General features: G+C 73.3%; 14 protein-coding genes. 8 read left to right on the top strand and 6 right to left on the bottom strand.

What is annotated here, in order from left to right:
• Positions 1–19 precede the first annotated feature (19 nt).
• A complete protein-coding gene (locus tag R2E43_RS37440) occupies positions 20–1,129 on the bottom strand; it encodes a saccharopine dehydrogenase NADP-binding domain-containing protein (protein ID WP_011027029.1) in 1,110 nt (369 codons plus the stop codon).
• A 121-nt stretch (positions 1,130–1,250) separates the two neighbouring features.
• Between R2E43_RS37440 and R2E43_RS37435 the strand changes: the two genes are divergently transcribed.
• On the top strand, positions 1,251–1,817 hold the full coding sequence (locus R2E43_RS37435) for a TetR/AcrR family transcriptional regulator (RefSeq protein WP_136208636.1): 567 nt from the start codon (positions 1,251–1,253) through the stop codon (positions 1,815–1,817).
• Positions 1,818–1,868: 51 nt separating this feature from the next.
• On the opposite strand, the gene R2E43_RS37430 is transcribed toward R2E43_RS37435, so the two are convergent.
• Positions 1,869–2,408, bottom strand: coding sequence for a dehydrogenase (locus R2E43_RS37430; protein WP_011027031.1), 540 nt, complete (start codon positions 2,406–2,408; stop codon positions 1,869–1,871).
• Here R2E43_RS37430 and R2E43_RS37425 point away from each other — a divergent pair.
• A complete protein-coding gene (locus R2E43_RS37425; RefSeq protein ID WP_238363717.1) occupies positions 2,302–3,060 on the top strand; it encodes an NAD(P)-dependent oxidoreductase in 759 nt (252 codons plus the stop codon). The genes R2E43_RS37430 and R2E43_RS37425 overlap by 107 nt on opposite strands.
• 16 nt (positions 3,061–3,076) lie before the next feature.
• On the opposite strand, the gene R2E43_RS37420 is transcribed toward R2E43_RS37425, so the two are convergent.
• From R2E43_RS37420 to R2E43_RS37410, 3 genes are all read right to left on the bottom strand, one after another.
• Positions 3,077–3,655: a hypothetical protein gene (locus R2E43_RS37420; RefSeq protein WP_231909095.1), complete on the bottom strand. Its 579-nt coding sequence runs from the start codon at positions 3,653–3,655 to the stop codon at positions 3,077–3,079.
• Positions 3,656–3,732: 77 nt separating this feature from the next.
• Positions 3,733–6,162, bottom strand: coding sequence for a glycoside hydrolase family 95 protein (locus R2E43_RS37415; RefSeq protein WP_332057043.1), 2,430 nt, complete (start codon positions 6,160–6,162; stop codon positions 3,733–3,735).
• Positions 6,163–6,315: 153 nt separating this feature from the next.
• Positions 6,316–8,205: a right-handed parallel beta-helix repeat-containing protein gene (locus R2E43_RS37410; RefSeq protein ID WP_011027034.1), complete on the bottom strand. Its 1,890-nt coding sequence runs from the start codon at positions 8,203–8,205 to the stop codon at positions 6,316–6,318.
• A gap of 499 nt (positions 8,206–8,704) precedes the next feature.
• On the opposite strand from R2E43_RS37410, the gene R2E43_RS37405 reads away from it, so the two are divergent.
• Entirely contained in the window at positions 8,705–9,880 is a 1,176-nt protein-coding gene (locus R2E43_RS37405) for a GntR family transcriptional regulator (RefSeq protein ID WP_161269943.1), read from the top strand.
• A 37-nt stretch (positions 9,881–9,917) separates the two neighbouring features.
• Here R2E43_RS37405 and R2E43_RS37400 read toward each other — a convergent pair whose 3' ends face one another.
• Entirely contained in the window at positions 9,918–10,700 is a 783-nt protein-coding gene (locus tag R2E43_RS37400) for an IclR family transcriptional regulator (protein ID WP_011027037.1), read from the bottom strand.
• Positions 10,701–10,972: 272 nt separating this feature from the next.
• Here R2E43_RS37400 and R2E43_RS37395 point away from each other — a divergent pair, with 272 nt between their 5' ends.
• From R2E43_RS37395 to R2E43_RS37375, 5 genes are all read left to right on the top strand, one after another.
• Entirely contained in the window at positions 10,973–11,851 is an 879-nt protein-coding gene (locus tag R2E43_RS37395) for a fumarylacetoacetate hydrolase family protein (protein ID WP_011027038.1), read from the top strand.
• Positions 11,852–12,027: 176 nt separating this feature from the next.
• Complete coding sequence (locus R2E43_RS37390; RefSeq protein WP_011027039.1) at positions 12,028–13,278, top strand: mandelate racemase/muconate lactonizing enzyme family protein; 1,251 nt, start codon at positions 12,028–12,030, stop codon at positions 13,276–13,278.
• Entirely contained in the window at positions 13,275–14,294 is a 1,020-nt protein-coding gene (locus R2E43_RS37385; RefSeq protein WP_332057042.1) for a hydroxyacid dehydrogenase, read from the top strand. The genes R2E43_RS37390 and R2E43_RS37385 overlap by 4 nt, the downstream gene beginning before the upstream one ends.
• A 5-nt stretch (positions 14,295–14,299) precedes the next feature.
• Positions 14,300–15,304 (top strand): aldo/keto reductase, encoded by a 1,005-nt coding sequence (locus tag R2E43_RS37380; protein ID WP_011027041.1) that lies wholly within the window; start codon positions 14,300–14,302, stop codon positions 15,302–15,304.
• The gene (locus tag R2E43_RS37375) at positions 15,301–16,185 is read left to right on the top strand and encodes an amidohydrolase family protein (RefSeq protein ID WP_011027042.1); all 885 of its coding nucleotides are present in this window, start codon (positions 15,301–15,303) and stop codon (positions 16,183–16,185) included. The genes R2E43_RS37380 and R2E43_RS37375 overlap by 4 nt, the downstream gene beginning before the upstream one ends.
• Positions 16,186–16,200 lie beyond the last annotated feature (15 nt).

Below are 16,200 nucleotides of genomic sequence, written 5' to 3'. Positions count from 1 at the left end.
GGCAGGGGCCCGGTGGGCGTCAGTCCAGTACGAAGGTGCCGCCGGCGCTGGTCGCCACGTCGGGCCCCAGGGCGCCGGCCGGCGTCCATGCCCCGGGCCGGCCGGCGCCGCGGGCCAGCAGTTCGGTGACGGTGGCGGTGACGTCGGCCGTGAAGTCCATGCCCTCGTCGGCCCGGAGCCATCCCTCGCGCCGGGTGCCGTCGGCCCATTCCACTACGGCGTGTCCCCAGGAGTGTTCGCGCGGTCGGGGGGCGGCCTTGACGGTGACGCGTCCGAGCCGGGCGACGGCGAGGCGTCGCAGCGCCGGGACGGACAGCAGGCGGCCCAGCGCGGGGACCACGGCACGCAGTAGCGGCGTGCTCGGTGCGAGGGAGGACGTCGCGGTGACGAACGGTGCCCCGCTGGCCGCCCGGGCCGCGACCAGCTCGCCGGAGGCGACACCCGCGGACCTGGCCGACGTCCCGTCGGGGAAGGTGAGGCGCTGCGGGTCGGCACCGAGGCGCGAGGCCACCAGCCGCCCGTCGGCGTAGCGGCGCCCGCCGGCGGTGAGGGTGTCCACGATGCTGGTCGCCAGGGCGGCGCCGACGGCACCGGCCTCGACGGCCACCGAGGCCACGGAGTCGATCCGCACCCGGTGCGGCGCGGGCCGTTCCTCGCACAGTTTCGCCACGACCGCCTCCGTCGCGAGCACGCCGAATCCGGCGCCGGTGACCAGGGTGCTGCCGGCCCGCGTCGCGTCCTCGTGCAGGGCGAGGAGTCCCTCCACGGCGACCACGTCGTTGGCCTGGTCGACGTAGTGGCCGCCGACCGACATGCAGGCGCGGGCGATCACCGGCGCCGTGGTGGCGTAGGCGCCCATCGTGTTCACCACGGCCCGCGGGCGCTGCCGCAGGACCTCCTCCGCGATCCGCTCGGCCGAGTCGGCGACGACGGTCTTCGCGTCCGCGGGGAGGCCGGCTGCGGCGCCGGCGGCGGCCATCCGCTCCCGGCTGCGCCCGACCGGCACGACCGTCAGGCCCCGCGCGGCCAGTCGCCCGGTCACGCCCCGGCCCACGCGGCCGGTGGCTCCGACGATCCACACCTCGTCGTTCGTCCTGTTCCCGCTTGTCGTCCCGCTGGTCTCGGTCATGTCCGTGTCCCTGTCTGCTCCGGACGGCACCGGGGACGGCCGCCCCAGTGATGACACACAGTGCCATGACTACAGGCTAGCACTGACGACACAGCGAGACATCACCTGTTAGAGTCGGCCCATGGCAAGGTGGGACCCGGGCGCGGAGCAGCGCCTGAAACGGGCGGCTCTGGAGCTCTACTCGGAGCACGGCTACGACAACGTGACCGTGACCGACATCGCCGAGCGGGCCGGACTCACCCGGCGCTCGTACTTCCGCTACTTCCCCGACAAGCGCGAGGTCCTGTTCGGCGGCTCGGAACTGCTGCCGCCGGCAGTGGCGCAAGCCGTCCTGGCGGCAGACCCCGACGCGGCTCCGCTCACCGCCGTCCTCGACGCGATGTCCCAGGTCGGCGCCCAGCTCGTCGCACAGGTGGAGGGTGCGGCGCAGCGCCGGGCGGTCATCGACGCCAGCCCGGAACTGCAGGAGCGTGAGCGGACCAAGTCGGCCGCGATCAGCCGGGCGGTCCAGGACGCCCTGGTCCGACGCCAGGTGGACGCCGACACCGCCGAACTCGTCGCACAGCTCGCCACAGTGGCGTTCGGCAGCGCCTTCCGGCGCTGGATCGACGCCGAGGGGCACGCCGATTTCGGCAGCTGCCTGGACACCGTGACCGACCGGCTGCGGGCCGTCCTCACCGGAACGTGACGATCCTTCAACCGCCCGGGACGACACGCCGGCGTCGTCGTGGGCGGGCGTTCACTCGGCCCGCATGACCGACTCCTCGTGCAGCAGGTCGTCCCGCCGCTCGGGCGTGGCGTGGCGCGGCGGCGGCCCGTCCGAGCCGGCCGGGTACTCCTCCAGCGGCACCAGTCCTCGCTCCCAGGCGGACAGGACCGGCTCGACGACCCGCCACGCCTCCTCGGCCTCGTCGCCCCGGATGGACAGGGCGGGGTCGCCGCGCAGGACGTCCAGCAGCAGCCGCCCGTAGGCCGGCAGGTCGGGGGTGTCCATGCGGGCGGTCAGCGAGAGCTGGGTGAGGGTTTCGGGACGGGAGCCGGTCGCGGTCAGGTCCACGCTCAGGCTCTCCGGCTCCAGTCCGAAGCGCAGCACGTTGGGACGGACGTCCTGGTCCTGCCCGAAGGGCAGGTGGGGGACGGAGCGGAAGCGCACGGCGACCTCCTTGCGGTCCGTGCCGAGGGCCTTGCCGCTGCGCAGCCGGAACCGGGTGCCCGCCCAAGCGCCAGCTGTCGAGTTCCAGCACGCTCTCGTCGCGCTCTGGCTCGCGGCGGCCCGCAAGATCTGCCGCTACGACGGGGCCACGCGACGGGGCGAATGGCACTGGAAGACGGGCAGGCCCGTCCACCGGCTCAGGGGGCAGGTGCTGGGGCTGCTGTCCTTCGGCGCCATCGCGCGGCTCGTCGCCGAGCGGGCCCGGGCGTTCGGCGTCGAGGTGTGGGCGCACGACCCGTTCGTCGACGAGTCCGAGATCCGTGCCGCCCGGGTCCGGCCGGTCTCCTTCGACGACCTGGTGGAGGGTGCGGACCATCTGGTGGTCCAGGCGCCGCTCACTCCGCAGACGCACCACACCTTCGACCGCGCGACGCTCCGCCGGATGAAGCCCACCGCTGTCCTCGTCAACACCGCACGCGGGCCGATCGTGGAGGACGCGGCGCTGTACGAGGCGCTGACCGGAGGGTGGATCGCCGGTGCGGCGCTGGACGACATCGAGGAGGAACCCGCCAAGCAACGCGACTGGCGGCCGAACAACCCCCTCTTCGAACTGCCCAACGTCGTCGTCACCCCGCACGCCGCCTACTACTCCGAGGAAGCCATCGGCACGGTACGCACCATCGCGGCGGAAGAGGCCGTACGGGTCCTGACCGGGGAACCCGCGCGGTACCCCGTCAACGAACCCGCCGCCGGCTCCCACCGCGCGGAAGGCGCGTGAGCGGGCCCGCTCCCGGTCAGGAGCGCAGGCGGGTGAGTTCGTCCGCGCGGCGGTGGTCCTTCGGCCGCCCGAGGGCACGGCGCATGCGGATCAGGTCGTCGAGTGCGGCGTAGCGGACGGTGAATCCCGACGGGTCGTGGGTGGTCTCGGCCCGGGCCAGGCAGGGCGACACGTCCATGTCGCCCCAGGGGAGCGCGGGGGTGCACAGGTCGCCACCGGCCCCGGTGACCTCGTACGCCGCCTGTGCGCGGTCCAGGTCCGGTGGTTCGGCGCAGCCGCACGCCGCCAGGGCGGAACGCAGGGCGCGCGCCTCGGCGGGGGTACCGTCCCACAACAGGTCCAGGTCTCCGGTCAGTTCGGTGGAGCCGTGCATGATGCCGGCGACCTGGCCGATGACCACCGCGTGGGAGCCGGCGTCGTGGAGGGCCCGGAGGAACGGGAAGGGGTCGAAGCCGAGCGCCCCGTCCGTGGCGAAGGTGCCCCGGACGTCGTCGGCCTCCTCCGGGCGGCGCCCGACGGGGGCCCGTTCTCTCGTCGCGTCCCGGGTCCGGGTGATCGCCCGCCGCAGGCGCAGGGCAGCTGTTGTCCGGCTCATGGCACCCATCCAACACCGCCCTGCCGCGGTCGCCCCGTTCGGGTGGGCGGTCGCGGCGGCGGCATGACGGGGCGCCGTTACGGGGTGACCGGGGCGAGCCGGTACCGGCCGCCCCGGTGGGTGGCGAAGGACACCACTGCCTCCTCGGAGCGGTCGGCGTCGGCGCCCTCGACGCGCACCGGGTGCGGGGTGCGGATCCGTACGGGGTTGCCGAGCAGCGAACGCACCTCCGCGCGCGTGACGCCGGCGCCGGTCCACTCCAGGTCGACCTCGAACCCGCCGCGCGCCCGCAGGCCCCGGAAGGATCCGGTGGGCCATGCCTCGGGCAGGGCGGGCAGCAGCTCGATCTCGCCCGCGTGGCTCTGCAGGAGCATCTCGGTGATGCCGGAGACGCCGCCGAAGTTGCCGTCGATCTGGAAGGGCGGGTGGAGGTCGAAGAGGTTCGGCGCGGTGCGCGCCGGGGTGAGCAGGTCCGCCAGGTGCTGGTAGGCCCGCGCCGGTTCCAGCAGCCGGGCCCACATGTTGATCTTCCAGGCGAGGGACCAGCCCTGTCCCGCCGTGCCGCGCAGCTCCAGGCTCTTCTTGGCGGCCGCGGCAAGTTCCGGGGTGCCCCTCGGGGTGATCTGGGCGCTGGGGAACACGCCGTACAGGTGGGACACGTGGCGGCTCCTGACCAGGGCCGCCTCCTCCCAGTCCACCAGCCACTCCTGGATCTGGCCCAGGTGGCCGACGCGGGTGGGCGCGAGCCGGTCGCGGACCTCGGTGACCCGGCCGACGAGTCGGCTGTCGCGGTCCAGCACCTCCGCGGCCTGGCGGTAGGCGTCGAAGAGGTCCCGCAGCAGCTGCATGTCCATGGTGGGGCCGGCGCAGATGCTGACGCTCTCGCCCTCGTCCTGGTGGTGGGTCACCTCGGGCGACTGGGAGGGGTTGGTGACGAGCCAGCCGGTCTCCGCGTCCACCTGGAGGGTGTCGAGGAAGAATTCCACCGCCCCCTTCATCACCGGGTAGTTGCGGCTCAGCGCGCCCGTGTCCCCGGTGAACCGGTAGTGGTCCCACAGCATCACGCACAGCCAGGCACCGCCGGTCGGCCACATGCCGTACTGGGCGGCGTCCACCGGCGCGGTGCCGCGCCAGCCGTCGGTGTTGTGGTGGAGCACCCAGCCGGGGGCGTCGTAGAGGGCCTTGGCGGTGCGGGTGCCGGACTCGGCCAGTTCGTGCACCATGCGCACGGCCGGGTCCCAGCACTCGGCGAGGTTGCCGGGTCCGGCGGGCCAGTAGTTCATCTCGAAGTTGATGTTGACGGTGTACTTGGACTCCCAGGCCGGGTTCAGGCTGTCGTTCCACAGTCCCTGGAGATTGGCGGGCTGTCCGGGTGACCGGGAGCAGGAGGCGAGCAGGTAGCGGCCGTACTGGAAGTAGAGCGCGGCCAGTTGGGGGTCCTTGCCGTCGGCGAACAGCGGGATGCGTTCGTCGGTGGGCAGCTCGGCACGTTCCGAGGGACCCAGGTCGAGGGCGACCCGGCCGAACAGGCGCCGGTGGTCGGCGACGTGCCGGGTGCGCAGGTGTGCGTACGGCTTCCTCGCGGCCGGCGCCAGGTGGTTGCGGGCCCGGGAGGCGGGGTCGGCGCCGACGTCGAGGTAGTTGCGGTAGCTGGTCGCCAGGGAGATGACGAGGGTGGCGGCGTCGGCGCCCTCGACGGTGAGTGTTCCGCCGTCGGTGGAGACCCGGCCGCCCTCGGACTCGGCGCGGGCCAGGCCCCGGAAGCGCACCGAGCCGGGCCGGCCGTACCAGTCGCCGCCGACACCGTCGAGGGCGATGGTGTGCGCGTCCACGGCCGAGCCGCCGGAGCGCTGCGGGCTGGTGAAGCGGGCGGTGAAGCCGACGGCACCCGGGGTGTCCGCGCTCAGCCGGACGACGAGGACCTGGTCGGGGGCGCTGGCGAAGACCTCGCGGACGTGGCGTACCCCGCCCCGGGTGTAGGTGGTGCGGGCGACGGCGGTCTCCAGGTCCAGCTCGCGTTCGTAGTCGGCGGCCTCGCCCTCACCGGCGAGGGTGAGTTCGAGGTCGCCGAGCACCTGGTAGGCGGCCTGCTCCGAGGGGCTGCCCAGGAACTCGGCGTCGATGAGGCGCTGTGCCCGGTTCCACTTCTCCTCGACCACCAGCCGGCGGATCTCCGCCAGGTGCCGAACGGCGTCGGGACGGGCGTAGTCGCCCGGGCCGCCGGCCCACAGGCTGTCCTCGTTGAGCTGGAGCCGTTCGGTGTCGGTGCCGCCGAAGACCATGGCGCCGAGCCGGCCGTTGCCGACCGGCAGGGCCTCGAGCCACTCCTGCGCCGGGGCGCGGTACCACAGCCGCATCGGTGCGGCGGCGTGGTCCTCGCCCGGCGCCGCCGACGCGGCGGTGTCCGCCGTCTGCGGTGCGGCCGGCGCGGGAGCGGCGCTCAGCGCGGTCGCCGCCGCGGAGGCTCCGGCCGCGGCCAGGACGTTTCGTCGGGAGAACTCGGGCATGGCAAAGCCTCCAGGCATGTGTCGAGGGCGGTGCGAATGCTCTGTGCCGGGCGCGGGCGGGTCCGGGAGCCCGCGCCCACCGCACCCCGGGCAGCGGCTCGTGCGGCACGCTGCCCGGGGGTGTTCGCCGGGGGGCGACCGGTCAGCGACCGCTCACTGGGTGTCCCCGTCGGGCAGCGGGTAGGGGAAGCCGGCGGTGACGCCGATCTTGTCGTACTCCATCCTGGAGGCGTCGTACCCGTCCTCCCAGTTGGTGTTCTTCACGTCGTTGCACTGGTAGCTCTGGTACGACTGGTCGGTGGTCCTGCCCACCTCGATGTCCTCGAAGGTGAAGCCGCAGCCGCCGGCGTCCATGTGAATGCCCCGGGTGCCGCTGTCGGGCATCGACTCGTCCGGGATCACGTCGCCGACGACCATCTGGCGCACGTGGTTGTCCATCGGGTACGGCTCGACGTTGTTGACGCCGTAGGTGTAGAAGGCGCCCATGTCGCCGCTGTCCAGGCCGGCTTCGTCGATGCGCAGGTACTCGAAGGTGTTGCCGCGGGCGTAGTTGTCCTTGAGGGCCACTTCCGGCCGGACCTCGAGGCTGATGCCGTAGCGGGCGCTGTGCTTGACGTGGCTGTGGCTGACCGTGTTGTGCCCGGTGTTCATCAGCTCGATGCCGGAGGCGTCGCCGGGGTTCAGTTCACCGTAGTGGGTGATGTAGTTGTTGGTGAGCAGATGGCCGTTGGAGGTGTTCCCCTCGCCCGGGTAGGGGCCCTCCACCTTGATTCCGTCGGCGCCGATGTTCTCCAGCAGGCTGTCGCGGACGGTCAGGTGGTCGTTGGCGGCGAGCGCGTAGACGGCGTGGTAGCCGGTGTCCGAGATCTTCAGCCGGGACAGGGTGACGTCCTTGCTGTTGGTGACGGAGACGGCGCCGAAGCGGTTGCGCGGCATCTCGATCTGCCGGTCGTACTCCGGGTACTTGTGCACCTCGCCGGAGTCGCCGTCGCTGATCCACCCGTTGCGGTACCAGTCGACGAAGTCGGTGTACTGCAGGGCGAGTCCGTCCAGCGTGACGTTCTGGACCCGCCGGTCCGGGGCGGTGCCGGCCAGGTCGAACAGGGTCTTGACCGTGGGCCGCAGCACGGTGACGTCGTCGATGTCGCCGCGGGGCTTGTAGTAGAGCTGCCCCTTCTTGAAGTCCAGGTAGTACTCGCCGGCCTGGTCCAGGAAGTCGAGGGAGTTCTGGAGGAAGTAGCGCGAGCCCCCGCCGGAGTTGTTGAGCGCGTACCGGGTCCAGTACTTGAGCGTCATCTGGTTCTTGGCCGGGTTCCAGTCCCGGATCGGGACGGTGTCGGTGAACCAGCTCCAGCTGCCGCCGGACCAGACCACCGCCTGGGCGTTGCCGAGGTCCCACGTGGCGTCCCAGTCACCGGGGTTGGAGTACAGCCACTGGTGGACGGCCTCCTTCTCCGGCTCCGGGAGGGTGGAGGTGAGGTATGGGGCCCACTCCTCCTCGGACTTGCGGTTGGGGTAGCGGGCGGTGGTGGCGCGGGTGCCGTCCTCGAAGAGGGTGTAGAAGGGGTTGTCCGTGCCGACGTCGGCACGGTAGATGCCGTCCTTGTACTCCTCCCAGCCGGTCACCGGCTCGGCGCCCGTCACGCGGGCCTTGCCGGGGCCGTCGTAGGAGCGGTAGACGACCTGGTGGCCACCGGCGCCCGAGTCGCGGTCGTCGAGTTCGACGGTCCGGTTCACCGGGTAGTCGCCGGCCCTCAGGTTGACGTGGATGTCGCAGCGCATCCTGCCGGGCCGGTTGAGACCCTTGTCGCGGATGTGGTCGCGGGCCTTTTCGATGGTCTTGAAGGGCTTGTCCTTCGTGCCCTTGGCCTTGTCGTTCCCGTCGGGGGACACGAACAGCTCGGTGGCCCTGCAGCCCGCCGGCTGGGCGCTCGCGTCGGGTGTGCCCACAGTGGCGCCGCCGACCAGCAGGGCGCCGGCCGCGAGCAGCAGGGGGAGTCTTGCGGTCCTTCGTCGTACGGGGCGTACCTGGGTGGTTGGCACGAGGTCTCCTTGTCGTACGGAGTGCGTGAGGGTGCGTGGTGTCGTCGTCCGGATCCACGTGGGCCGGACGGGGCGGGTGTGCCGTACCGTCACGGGCGCCGGAGCCGGTGCGGAAACCGGAGCTGGAGCCGGAGCCGGACGGAAGCCGGAACCGGAGCCGGTGCGGAAGCCGGAACCGCCGGCACGGAAGCCGGTGTCGCGCGGGCCCGTGCTCCGGGTGCGGGGGCTTCGTGCCCTCCTCCGGCGGCGTCGCGCCGGTCGCGGACGCCGTCCGGAGCGGCATGGGGCGGGGACCGCCCCTGCGGACACCCGCTCCGGTGGAGCACCCGCACGGCATCGCGTACACGATTAGTGGGTCACTGATCGAGCAACGATAGTTAATATGTTCGTGCCGTGGTGTCGTCAATACGCTTGGCTGAACCTGAAATTGATGACCAAAGGGGCGACGAACTCGCGGCCCGTGAGTCATAAGTTCACGCATCCCAGGAAGCGCGGTGCCATGACCGATCCCGTCCTGCCGGAGTTTCCCCAGCTCAGTGCGGAGGACCGGGCGGCCCTCGCGGAGCTCGCCCGGCGGCAGCAGGCCGGCCTCCGGCTGCGCGGCCGGATCGTCCTGGCCTGTGCCGAGGGACTGACCAACGCGGAGGTCGCGCAGCGGCTCACGGTCAGTCCCACCACGGTGGCCAAGTGGCGGGAGCGCTATCTCCGGCGGGGCCTCGCCGGTCTGCACGACGCACCTCGCTCGGGGCGGCCCCGCAGCAGCAACCGGCAGGAGGCGGAGGCCCGGATCGCGGCCGTGGTCGAACAGGCCCGCGCCGGTGCCCCGGTGCCCTCGACCCGCTCGCTGTCCGACACGCTCGGACTGTCGCAGTCCACCGTCGCCCGGATCTGGCGGGAGCAGGAGGCCAGGCTGCCCGAACGGCCGGACGGACGTCCGAGCCGGCCGCGCGGGGCGGCGGACGGGCAGGAGGGCGGGGAAGCGAGCCGCACCCGGGGCGGTCCGGTGCCGGGCACGCCGCGCATGCCGCGGCAGTTGCTCTCCGACCACGTGTACGCGCTGCTGCGCGACTGGATCGTCAGCGGCCGGCTGGCACCGGGTCAGCGCCTGGTCGAGTCGGAGATCGCACGCGGTTTCGGCACCAGTCAGGCCCCGCCCCGCGAGGCGATCAAACGCCTCGCCTACGAGGGCCTGGTCATCTCCCAACCGCACCGCGGCACTTATGTCGCGCAGGTCTCCGAACGGCAGGCGCAGGACATCCGGGACATCCGGGTGATGTTCGAGGAGTACGCGGCCCGCCGGGTGGCCGGACGGCTGGACGCCGAGCACACGCGGCTGCTCGCCGAGGACGTGACCCGACTGCGCCGGGCCGCAGCCGAGGACGACATCGGCGCCTTCCGCGACGCCGACATGTCATTTCACCGGCATGTGTGCGAAGCCGCCCGCAACGCGGCCCTGATCCGCCTGTGGCGCATGATCGAGTCCAGCCTGTGGGACCTGCACGTCCTGGGCGACCCGCGCTACGCGGGCGGCTGGGGCGCGATGGCCGAGCACCACGCCGAACTGCTGGACGTCCTGCGCTCCGGTGACCCGGATGCCGCCGGGCCGATGTTCGCCGACCATGCCGCGGGCGAGACCGCCCGCTACCTGACCGACGGGTCCGGGCCCGCCACCTGACCCGGACGGTGAGCCGAGCGCCACCAGCGGTTTCATCTCACGCCGCTCCGCCCATCCTCCGCACGACACCCTTGATGAGCGCGGCGAGCTCCGCCACCCGCTCGGGGGTGGCCTCGGACTTGAGCAGCGAGGAACTGACGGCGAAGGACCGGCCGCCCCCGGCCGGTCCGGGAACGGCCGCCGCCACGCACACGATCCCCTCGGCGGCCTCCTGGTCGTCGACGGCGTGTCCGGCCGTGCGCACCTCGCGCACCTCCGCGAGCAGCGCGTCGAGCGTCGTGAGGGACCAGGGCGTGCGCGCCTCGAACGGCTCCCGGGATGCCAGCAGTTCACACACCCCGCTGTCGTCCAGGCCGGCCAGCATGGCCTTGCCCAGCGCCGTGCAGGTGACCGGCAGCCTCGCCCCCGCCCGGCTGGTGAGGCGCATCAGGACGGTGCCCTCGTGCACCGCCAGGTAGACGACGTCCGCGCCGTCCATGGTGGCCAGCTGGAGCGTCTCCTCCCGGTCGCCCAGGCGGCTCACCTGCTCCCGGAAGCTGCGTACGGGATCGAAGGCGTCGAGATAGGACTGGGCGAGCCGGAGCAGGCCCGGTCCGAGAGCGAAGCCGCCGTCCACGGCGTGGACCAGTTCCTGTTCGCGCAGGGCCGCGCAGATGTTGACGACGGACGCGCGCGGTATGCCGCCCGCGGCGGCGGCCAGTTGGGCGGGCGACAGCGCCCGGCCGCGGGCGTCCGCCAGCGCGTCGAGGATCGCGCCCGCCCGCAGCACCGCCGGCGCCGGTGCGGCACTGGCCCATACCGATCCGTCCCGAGTACTCATGGCGTCACACCCTAGCTGTCAGCCTGTTGACAGTAAACCAGTCCATTGACAACAAGCGGTGCCGTACACCGATACTGGGCCCGCAAGTCCCGGAGCGGCGGCGCCGGCACGGCGCCGATCACGGCGGACGTCCGCGCGCACCGGGAAGTCGGCACCCCTCTCATCACGGTGACGACCGTCTTCGCCATCTCCGCACCGGGCCGGCCGTACGGACATGTCCGGCGCGAGCGGCGGCACGGCCGGACCCGGCTCCCGACCAAGGAAAGCGACCCATGAAACTCGTACGGCTCGGAGACCCCGGGCGGGAACGCCCCGCCGTCATCGACGACCGGGGCGTCACCCGGGACCTCTCCTCCCTGACCTCCGACATCGACGGCGCCTTCCTCGCGGCGGACGGCATCGCCCGCACCCGTCGGGCCCTGGCCGACGACGTCCTGCCCCCGCTGCGGACCGAGGGGCTGCGCTTCGGACCACCCGTCGCGCGGCCCGGCGCGGTGGTCTGCATCGGCCAGAACTACGCGGCCCACGCGGCGGAGTCCGGCAGCGAGCCGCCCACCCGCCCGGTGATCTTCTTCAAGCCGCCGAACACGGTGGTCGGCCCGAACGACGAGGTGGAGATCCCGCGCGGCTCCGCCAGGACGGACTGGGAGGTCGAACTCGCCGTCGTCATCGGCCGGACGGCGCGGTACCTGGACTCCCCCGGGCAAGCCCTGGAGCACGTGGCCGGCTACGCCGTCTCCAACGACGTGTCCGAGCGGGACTTCCAGCTGGAGCACTCCGGGGGCCAGTGGTCCAAGGGCAAGTCCTGCGCCACGTTCAACCCGCTCGGCCCCTTCCTGGTACCGGCCGACGAGGTGCCCGACGTCCAGGCTCTGCGGCTGCGGTCCTTCGTCAACGGCGAACCGCGGCAGGACTCGCGCACCGCCGACATGATCTTCTCCGTCGCGCAGCTCGTGTACGACCTGAGCCAGTACCTGGTCCTGGACCCGGGCGACGTCATCAACACCGGCACCCCGGAGGGCGTCGCCCTGTCCGGGCGCTTCCCCTACCTGCGGCCCGGTGACGTGATGGAGATCGAGATCGAGGGACTGGGGCGCCAGCGCCAGGCGCTTGTCCCCGCACGGACCTCTTCTCAGTCATCACTTGTATGATACGTTACGACTCGATGAGGGCACGGTTGCGGGACTGACTCCCGACGGCCGCACGACGCCCGTTCCCCTGGCCCGACGGCACGCTCCCCCACCTCCCACGCCCCCTCGGTCTTCCCTGGCGCGGGGTGGGTGGGCCGACGGGCGGGACGGCGAGGAGAGCACAAGAGGGGGAGCAGTTGAAGATCACCGGATTCCGGAGCCTGACGACCGTGCACCGCTGGGGGCGCCCCGTCGGAGACGCCAACGGCTTCGTCGCACAAGGCGTCACCGAGGTCCCGGTCCTGCTGGTCGAGACCGACGGCGGCCTCACCGGAGTGGGCCTCGGCGCACACGGCGACGCCGAGCGGGTCTTCCCCGCCCTCGACGGCCAGGACCCACGGGCCGTCACCACGCTCTACGACCGGATGCTGGCCCACACCTTCAAGAGCGGCCACGCCGGCACCGCCTTCGGCACCATCGGCGCCTTCGACACGGCGTTGTGGGACCTCAAGGCGAAAATGGCCGGCGAGCCGCTGTGGCGCACCCTCGGCGCCGCGGACCGTTTCGTGCCCGGCTATGCGTCCGGCCTCGACATCGCGCTGGACGAGGAGGAGTTGGTCGCGCTGTACTCCGGCTGGGCCGCACGCGGCTTCACCGGCGCCAAGCTCAAGGGCGGCCTGGACACCGAACGCGACATCGGCAGGCTGCGCGCGGTCGCGGAGGTGCTGCGCCCCAACACCCGCTCCCCCGCCCTGATGCTCGACGTCAACGAGTCCTGGGGCAGGCACCAGGCCGTGCGGCTGCTCGCCCGGATCGAGGACCGCGTCGAACTCGCCTGGATCGAGGAGCCGGTGCGCCGCTGGGACGCGAGGGGGCACCGGGCCGTGGGCCGGGCCGGGCGCACCGCCGTCGCCAGCGGCGAGAACCTGACGGGCCTCGAGCAGTTCCGCCCCCTGCTGGCGGCGGACGCGCTCCAGGTCGTACAGGCCGCGGGCGTCTGGGGCATCACCCACTTCCTGCGGGTGGCGACCCTCGCCCACGGCCACGACCTGCCGGTCAGCCCGGTCGGCTACCACGCCAACCCGTTGGCGCACGCGGCCGCCGCCGTCCCCAACCACCTGGTCACCGAGGTGCAGGACATCGGCACACCGGCCGGACTGACCGTGGACCAGGCGATCGAGGACGGCGGCATCGTCCTCGGCGACGCGCCGGGGCTCGGCATCACGGTGGACGAGAGCGCACTCGCCGCCCCGCGGCAGAACGCCGGCTGGGCCCGCCCCGACGGCCCGCACGTACGCCCCCGCGACGCCGGCCTGCGGCTGGTGCCCGAGCCGGGCCCCCCGGGTCCGGCCGCCCGCGTCCGGGCGGGCACCCCCTCCCTGGGCGTGCCCGGCCCCGTCCACCGTCCCGCGCGCAGCGAGCACACCGAGAGGGAGAACACGCCGTGACGCGACCACGCGCCGTCCTCGCCATGAACCCCCGGCTGGTCCACGCCATCTTCGACGAGGCCGCCCTGGCCCGGCTGCGCCGCGCCGCCGACATCGACACCGGCCAGGTCCTCGCCGAACTGGACTCCGCCCGCTCCCGCGACGCGCTGGCCGGTGCCGAGATCCTCGTCGCGGGCTGGGACGCGCCCGTCGTACGGGCCGAGCACCTGCCCGGCACCGAGCGGCTGCGGGCCGTGGTCTACGCGGGCGGGGTCGCCGCGACCTGTCTGGAGGACCCGGCCGCCTTCGCCGCCCGCGGCGTGGTCGCGGCCAACGCCCGCGCCGCCAATTCCGGGCCGGTGGCCGAGTACACCCTCGCCATGATCCTGCTCGCCAACAAGCGCGTCCTGGCCGAGGAGCGCCGCTACCGCGCCTCGCGGACCCTGCCCGACCACTTCGGCGCGTACGCCGGACGCGGCAACTACCGGCAGACGGTCGGCATCGTGGGCGCCTCCACCGTCGGCCGCGCGGTGCTCGGCCCGTTGCGCCCCTTCGACCTGGACGTCCTCCTGTACGACCCGACGCTCACGGCGGAGCAGGCGGCCGCCCTCGGCGCGCGGCTGGTGCCGCTCGACGAACTGATGGCGCACAGCCGCGTGGTGTCCCTGCACCAGCCCCTGACTCCCGCGACCCGCGGCCAGATCGACGCGGGACGGCTCGCCCTGATGCCGGACGGCGCCACGCTCGTCAACACCGCGCGGGGTGCCGTCGTCGACCAGGACGCCCTGCTGGCCGAAGTGCGCACCGGCCGCATCGACGCCGTCCTCGACGTCACCGAACCCGAACCGCCTGACCCGGGCAGCGAGCTGTGGGCCCTGGACAACGTCGTGCTCACCCCGCACCTGGCGGGTTCGCTCGGCGGGGAGCTGCACCGTATCGGTGACGCCGTCGCCGACGAGGTGGAGCGGTTCGCGACAGGCCGGCCCTTCGCCCACCCGGAGGACCTCGCGGCCTGCGCCCGTACGAGGGTGTGGTGAGGGCGATGCGTTCCCGTACCCTCGCCCGCGGTCCGGTGCTGACCGCACTGGGCCTGGGCGCCGCCCAGTTGGGCAACCTGGCCCGCAAGACCAGCGACACGGACGCGCGGGGTGCCGTCGACGCGGCCTGGGACAGCGGTGTCCGCTACTTCGACACCGCACCGCACTACGGCCTCGGGCTGTCGGAACGCCGCCTCGGCGCCGCCCTCGCCCGGCGCCCGCGGGCCGAGTACACGGTGTCCACCAAAGTGGGCCGGCTGCTGGTGCCCAGCCCCGAGACCGCGCACCGGCAGGACGACGGCGGCTTCGCCGTGCCCGCCGCCTTCCGGCGCGACTGGGACTTCTCCAGGGACGGCATCCTGCGCTCCCTGGAGGGCAGCCTGACGCGGCTCGGGCTCGACCACGTCGACATCGTCTACCTGCACGATCCCGACGAGCACTGGCAGCAGGCCTCCACCACCGGCGTCGACACCCTCGTCGGACTGCGCGACCAGGGGGTGGTGAAGGCGGTCGGCGTGGGCATGAACCAGGCCGCGATGCTCGCCGAGTTCGTCCGCCGCTCGGACGTCGACCTCGTCATGGTGGCCGGGCGGCACACCCTGCTCGACCAGTCGGCGCAGGACGAGCTGCTGCCGCTCGCCCGGGAGCGCGGGGTGGGCGTCGTGGCCGCCGCCGTCTACAACTCCGGCCTGCTCGCGGCCGACCGTCCGCCGGGCGACGCCACCTACGACTACCAACCCGCGTCCCGCGAGCTGATCGCGCGGGCCGACGCACTCGCGGACGTCTGCGAGCGGCACGGCGTCACACTGCCCGAGGCCGCGATCGCCTACCCGCTGCGGCACCCCGCGGTCGTGTCGGTGGTGCTCGGCGCCCGCGACGCGGGGCAGTCACGCACGAACGCGGCGCGGCTCGCGGCCGGGGTTCCAAACGCGCTGTGGACGGAGCTGGCGGACCTCGGTCTGCTCCCCGAGGTGCCCGGCGCGCCGTCCACTCCCGGGGAGCCGTCATGACCGTCGTCGACGCCCATCTGCACGTGTGGGATCCCGAGCAGGCCGCCTACGAGTGGCTGGGGCCCGCGATGGCTCCCGTCGACCGCGCCATGCGGTTCCACGACGCCCTTCCGGCCCTGCGCACGGCCGGGGTCGGCGCGGCCGTCCTCGTCCAGGCGGCCGACAACGACGAGGACACCGACCTCATGCTGGCGACCGCCGCCAGGCACCCGGAGGTCGTCGGCGTCGTCGCCTGGGTCCCGCTGGACGACCCGGGCAGGGCCCGGGCCCGCCTCGCCGCGCTGCGCCGCGACCCGCACGTGGTGGGCGTGCGCACCCTGCTCCACGAGCGGTCCGACCCGGACTGGGTCCTCGGCCCCGACGCCGACGCGGGCCTCGCGCTGCTCGCCGAGGCCGGTCTGCCCTTCGACTACTCGACCACGTCGCCCGCCGCGCTGCGCCATCTTGCCGAACTGTCGGCCCGGCACCCCGCCCTGCGCCTGGTCGTCGACCACCTCGGCAAGCCGCCCGTCGGCGGCGGCCGCGAGGACCGGGCCGAGTGGCACCGCCTGATCGCCGCCGCCGCGAAGCACCCCGGCGTCCACGCGAAGCTGTCCGGCCTCTACTCGGCCTCGGGCGCACTGGACGCGTGGACCACCGACGAGGTGCGGCCCTTCGTCGAGGACGCACTGGAGCTGTTCGGGCCCGAGCGGCTGATGTACGGCGGCGACTGGCCGATCTCCCTGCTGGCGGGCGGCTACGCGCGCACCTGGGAGGCCATGTGCGAACTCCTCGCGCCGCTCGCCCCCGACGACCGCGCCGCCGTCCTCGGCGGCACCGCCACCCGCTTCTACCGCCTCGACCCCGCCCTGCTGAACACCGCGCACCACGCGGCCGTGTGATCCGCTCCGGAAGGA

The sequence above is a fragment of the Streptomyces violaceoruber genome (genome assembly GCF_033406955.1).
Lineage (GTDB): Bacteria > Actinomycetota > Actinomycetes > Streptomycetales > Streptomycetaceae > Streptomyces > Streptomyces violaceoruber.
Note: the sequence above shows the minus strand (reverse complement) of the source record. Positions and strands in the feature narration are given on the sequence as shown.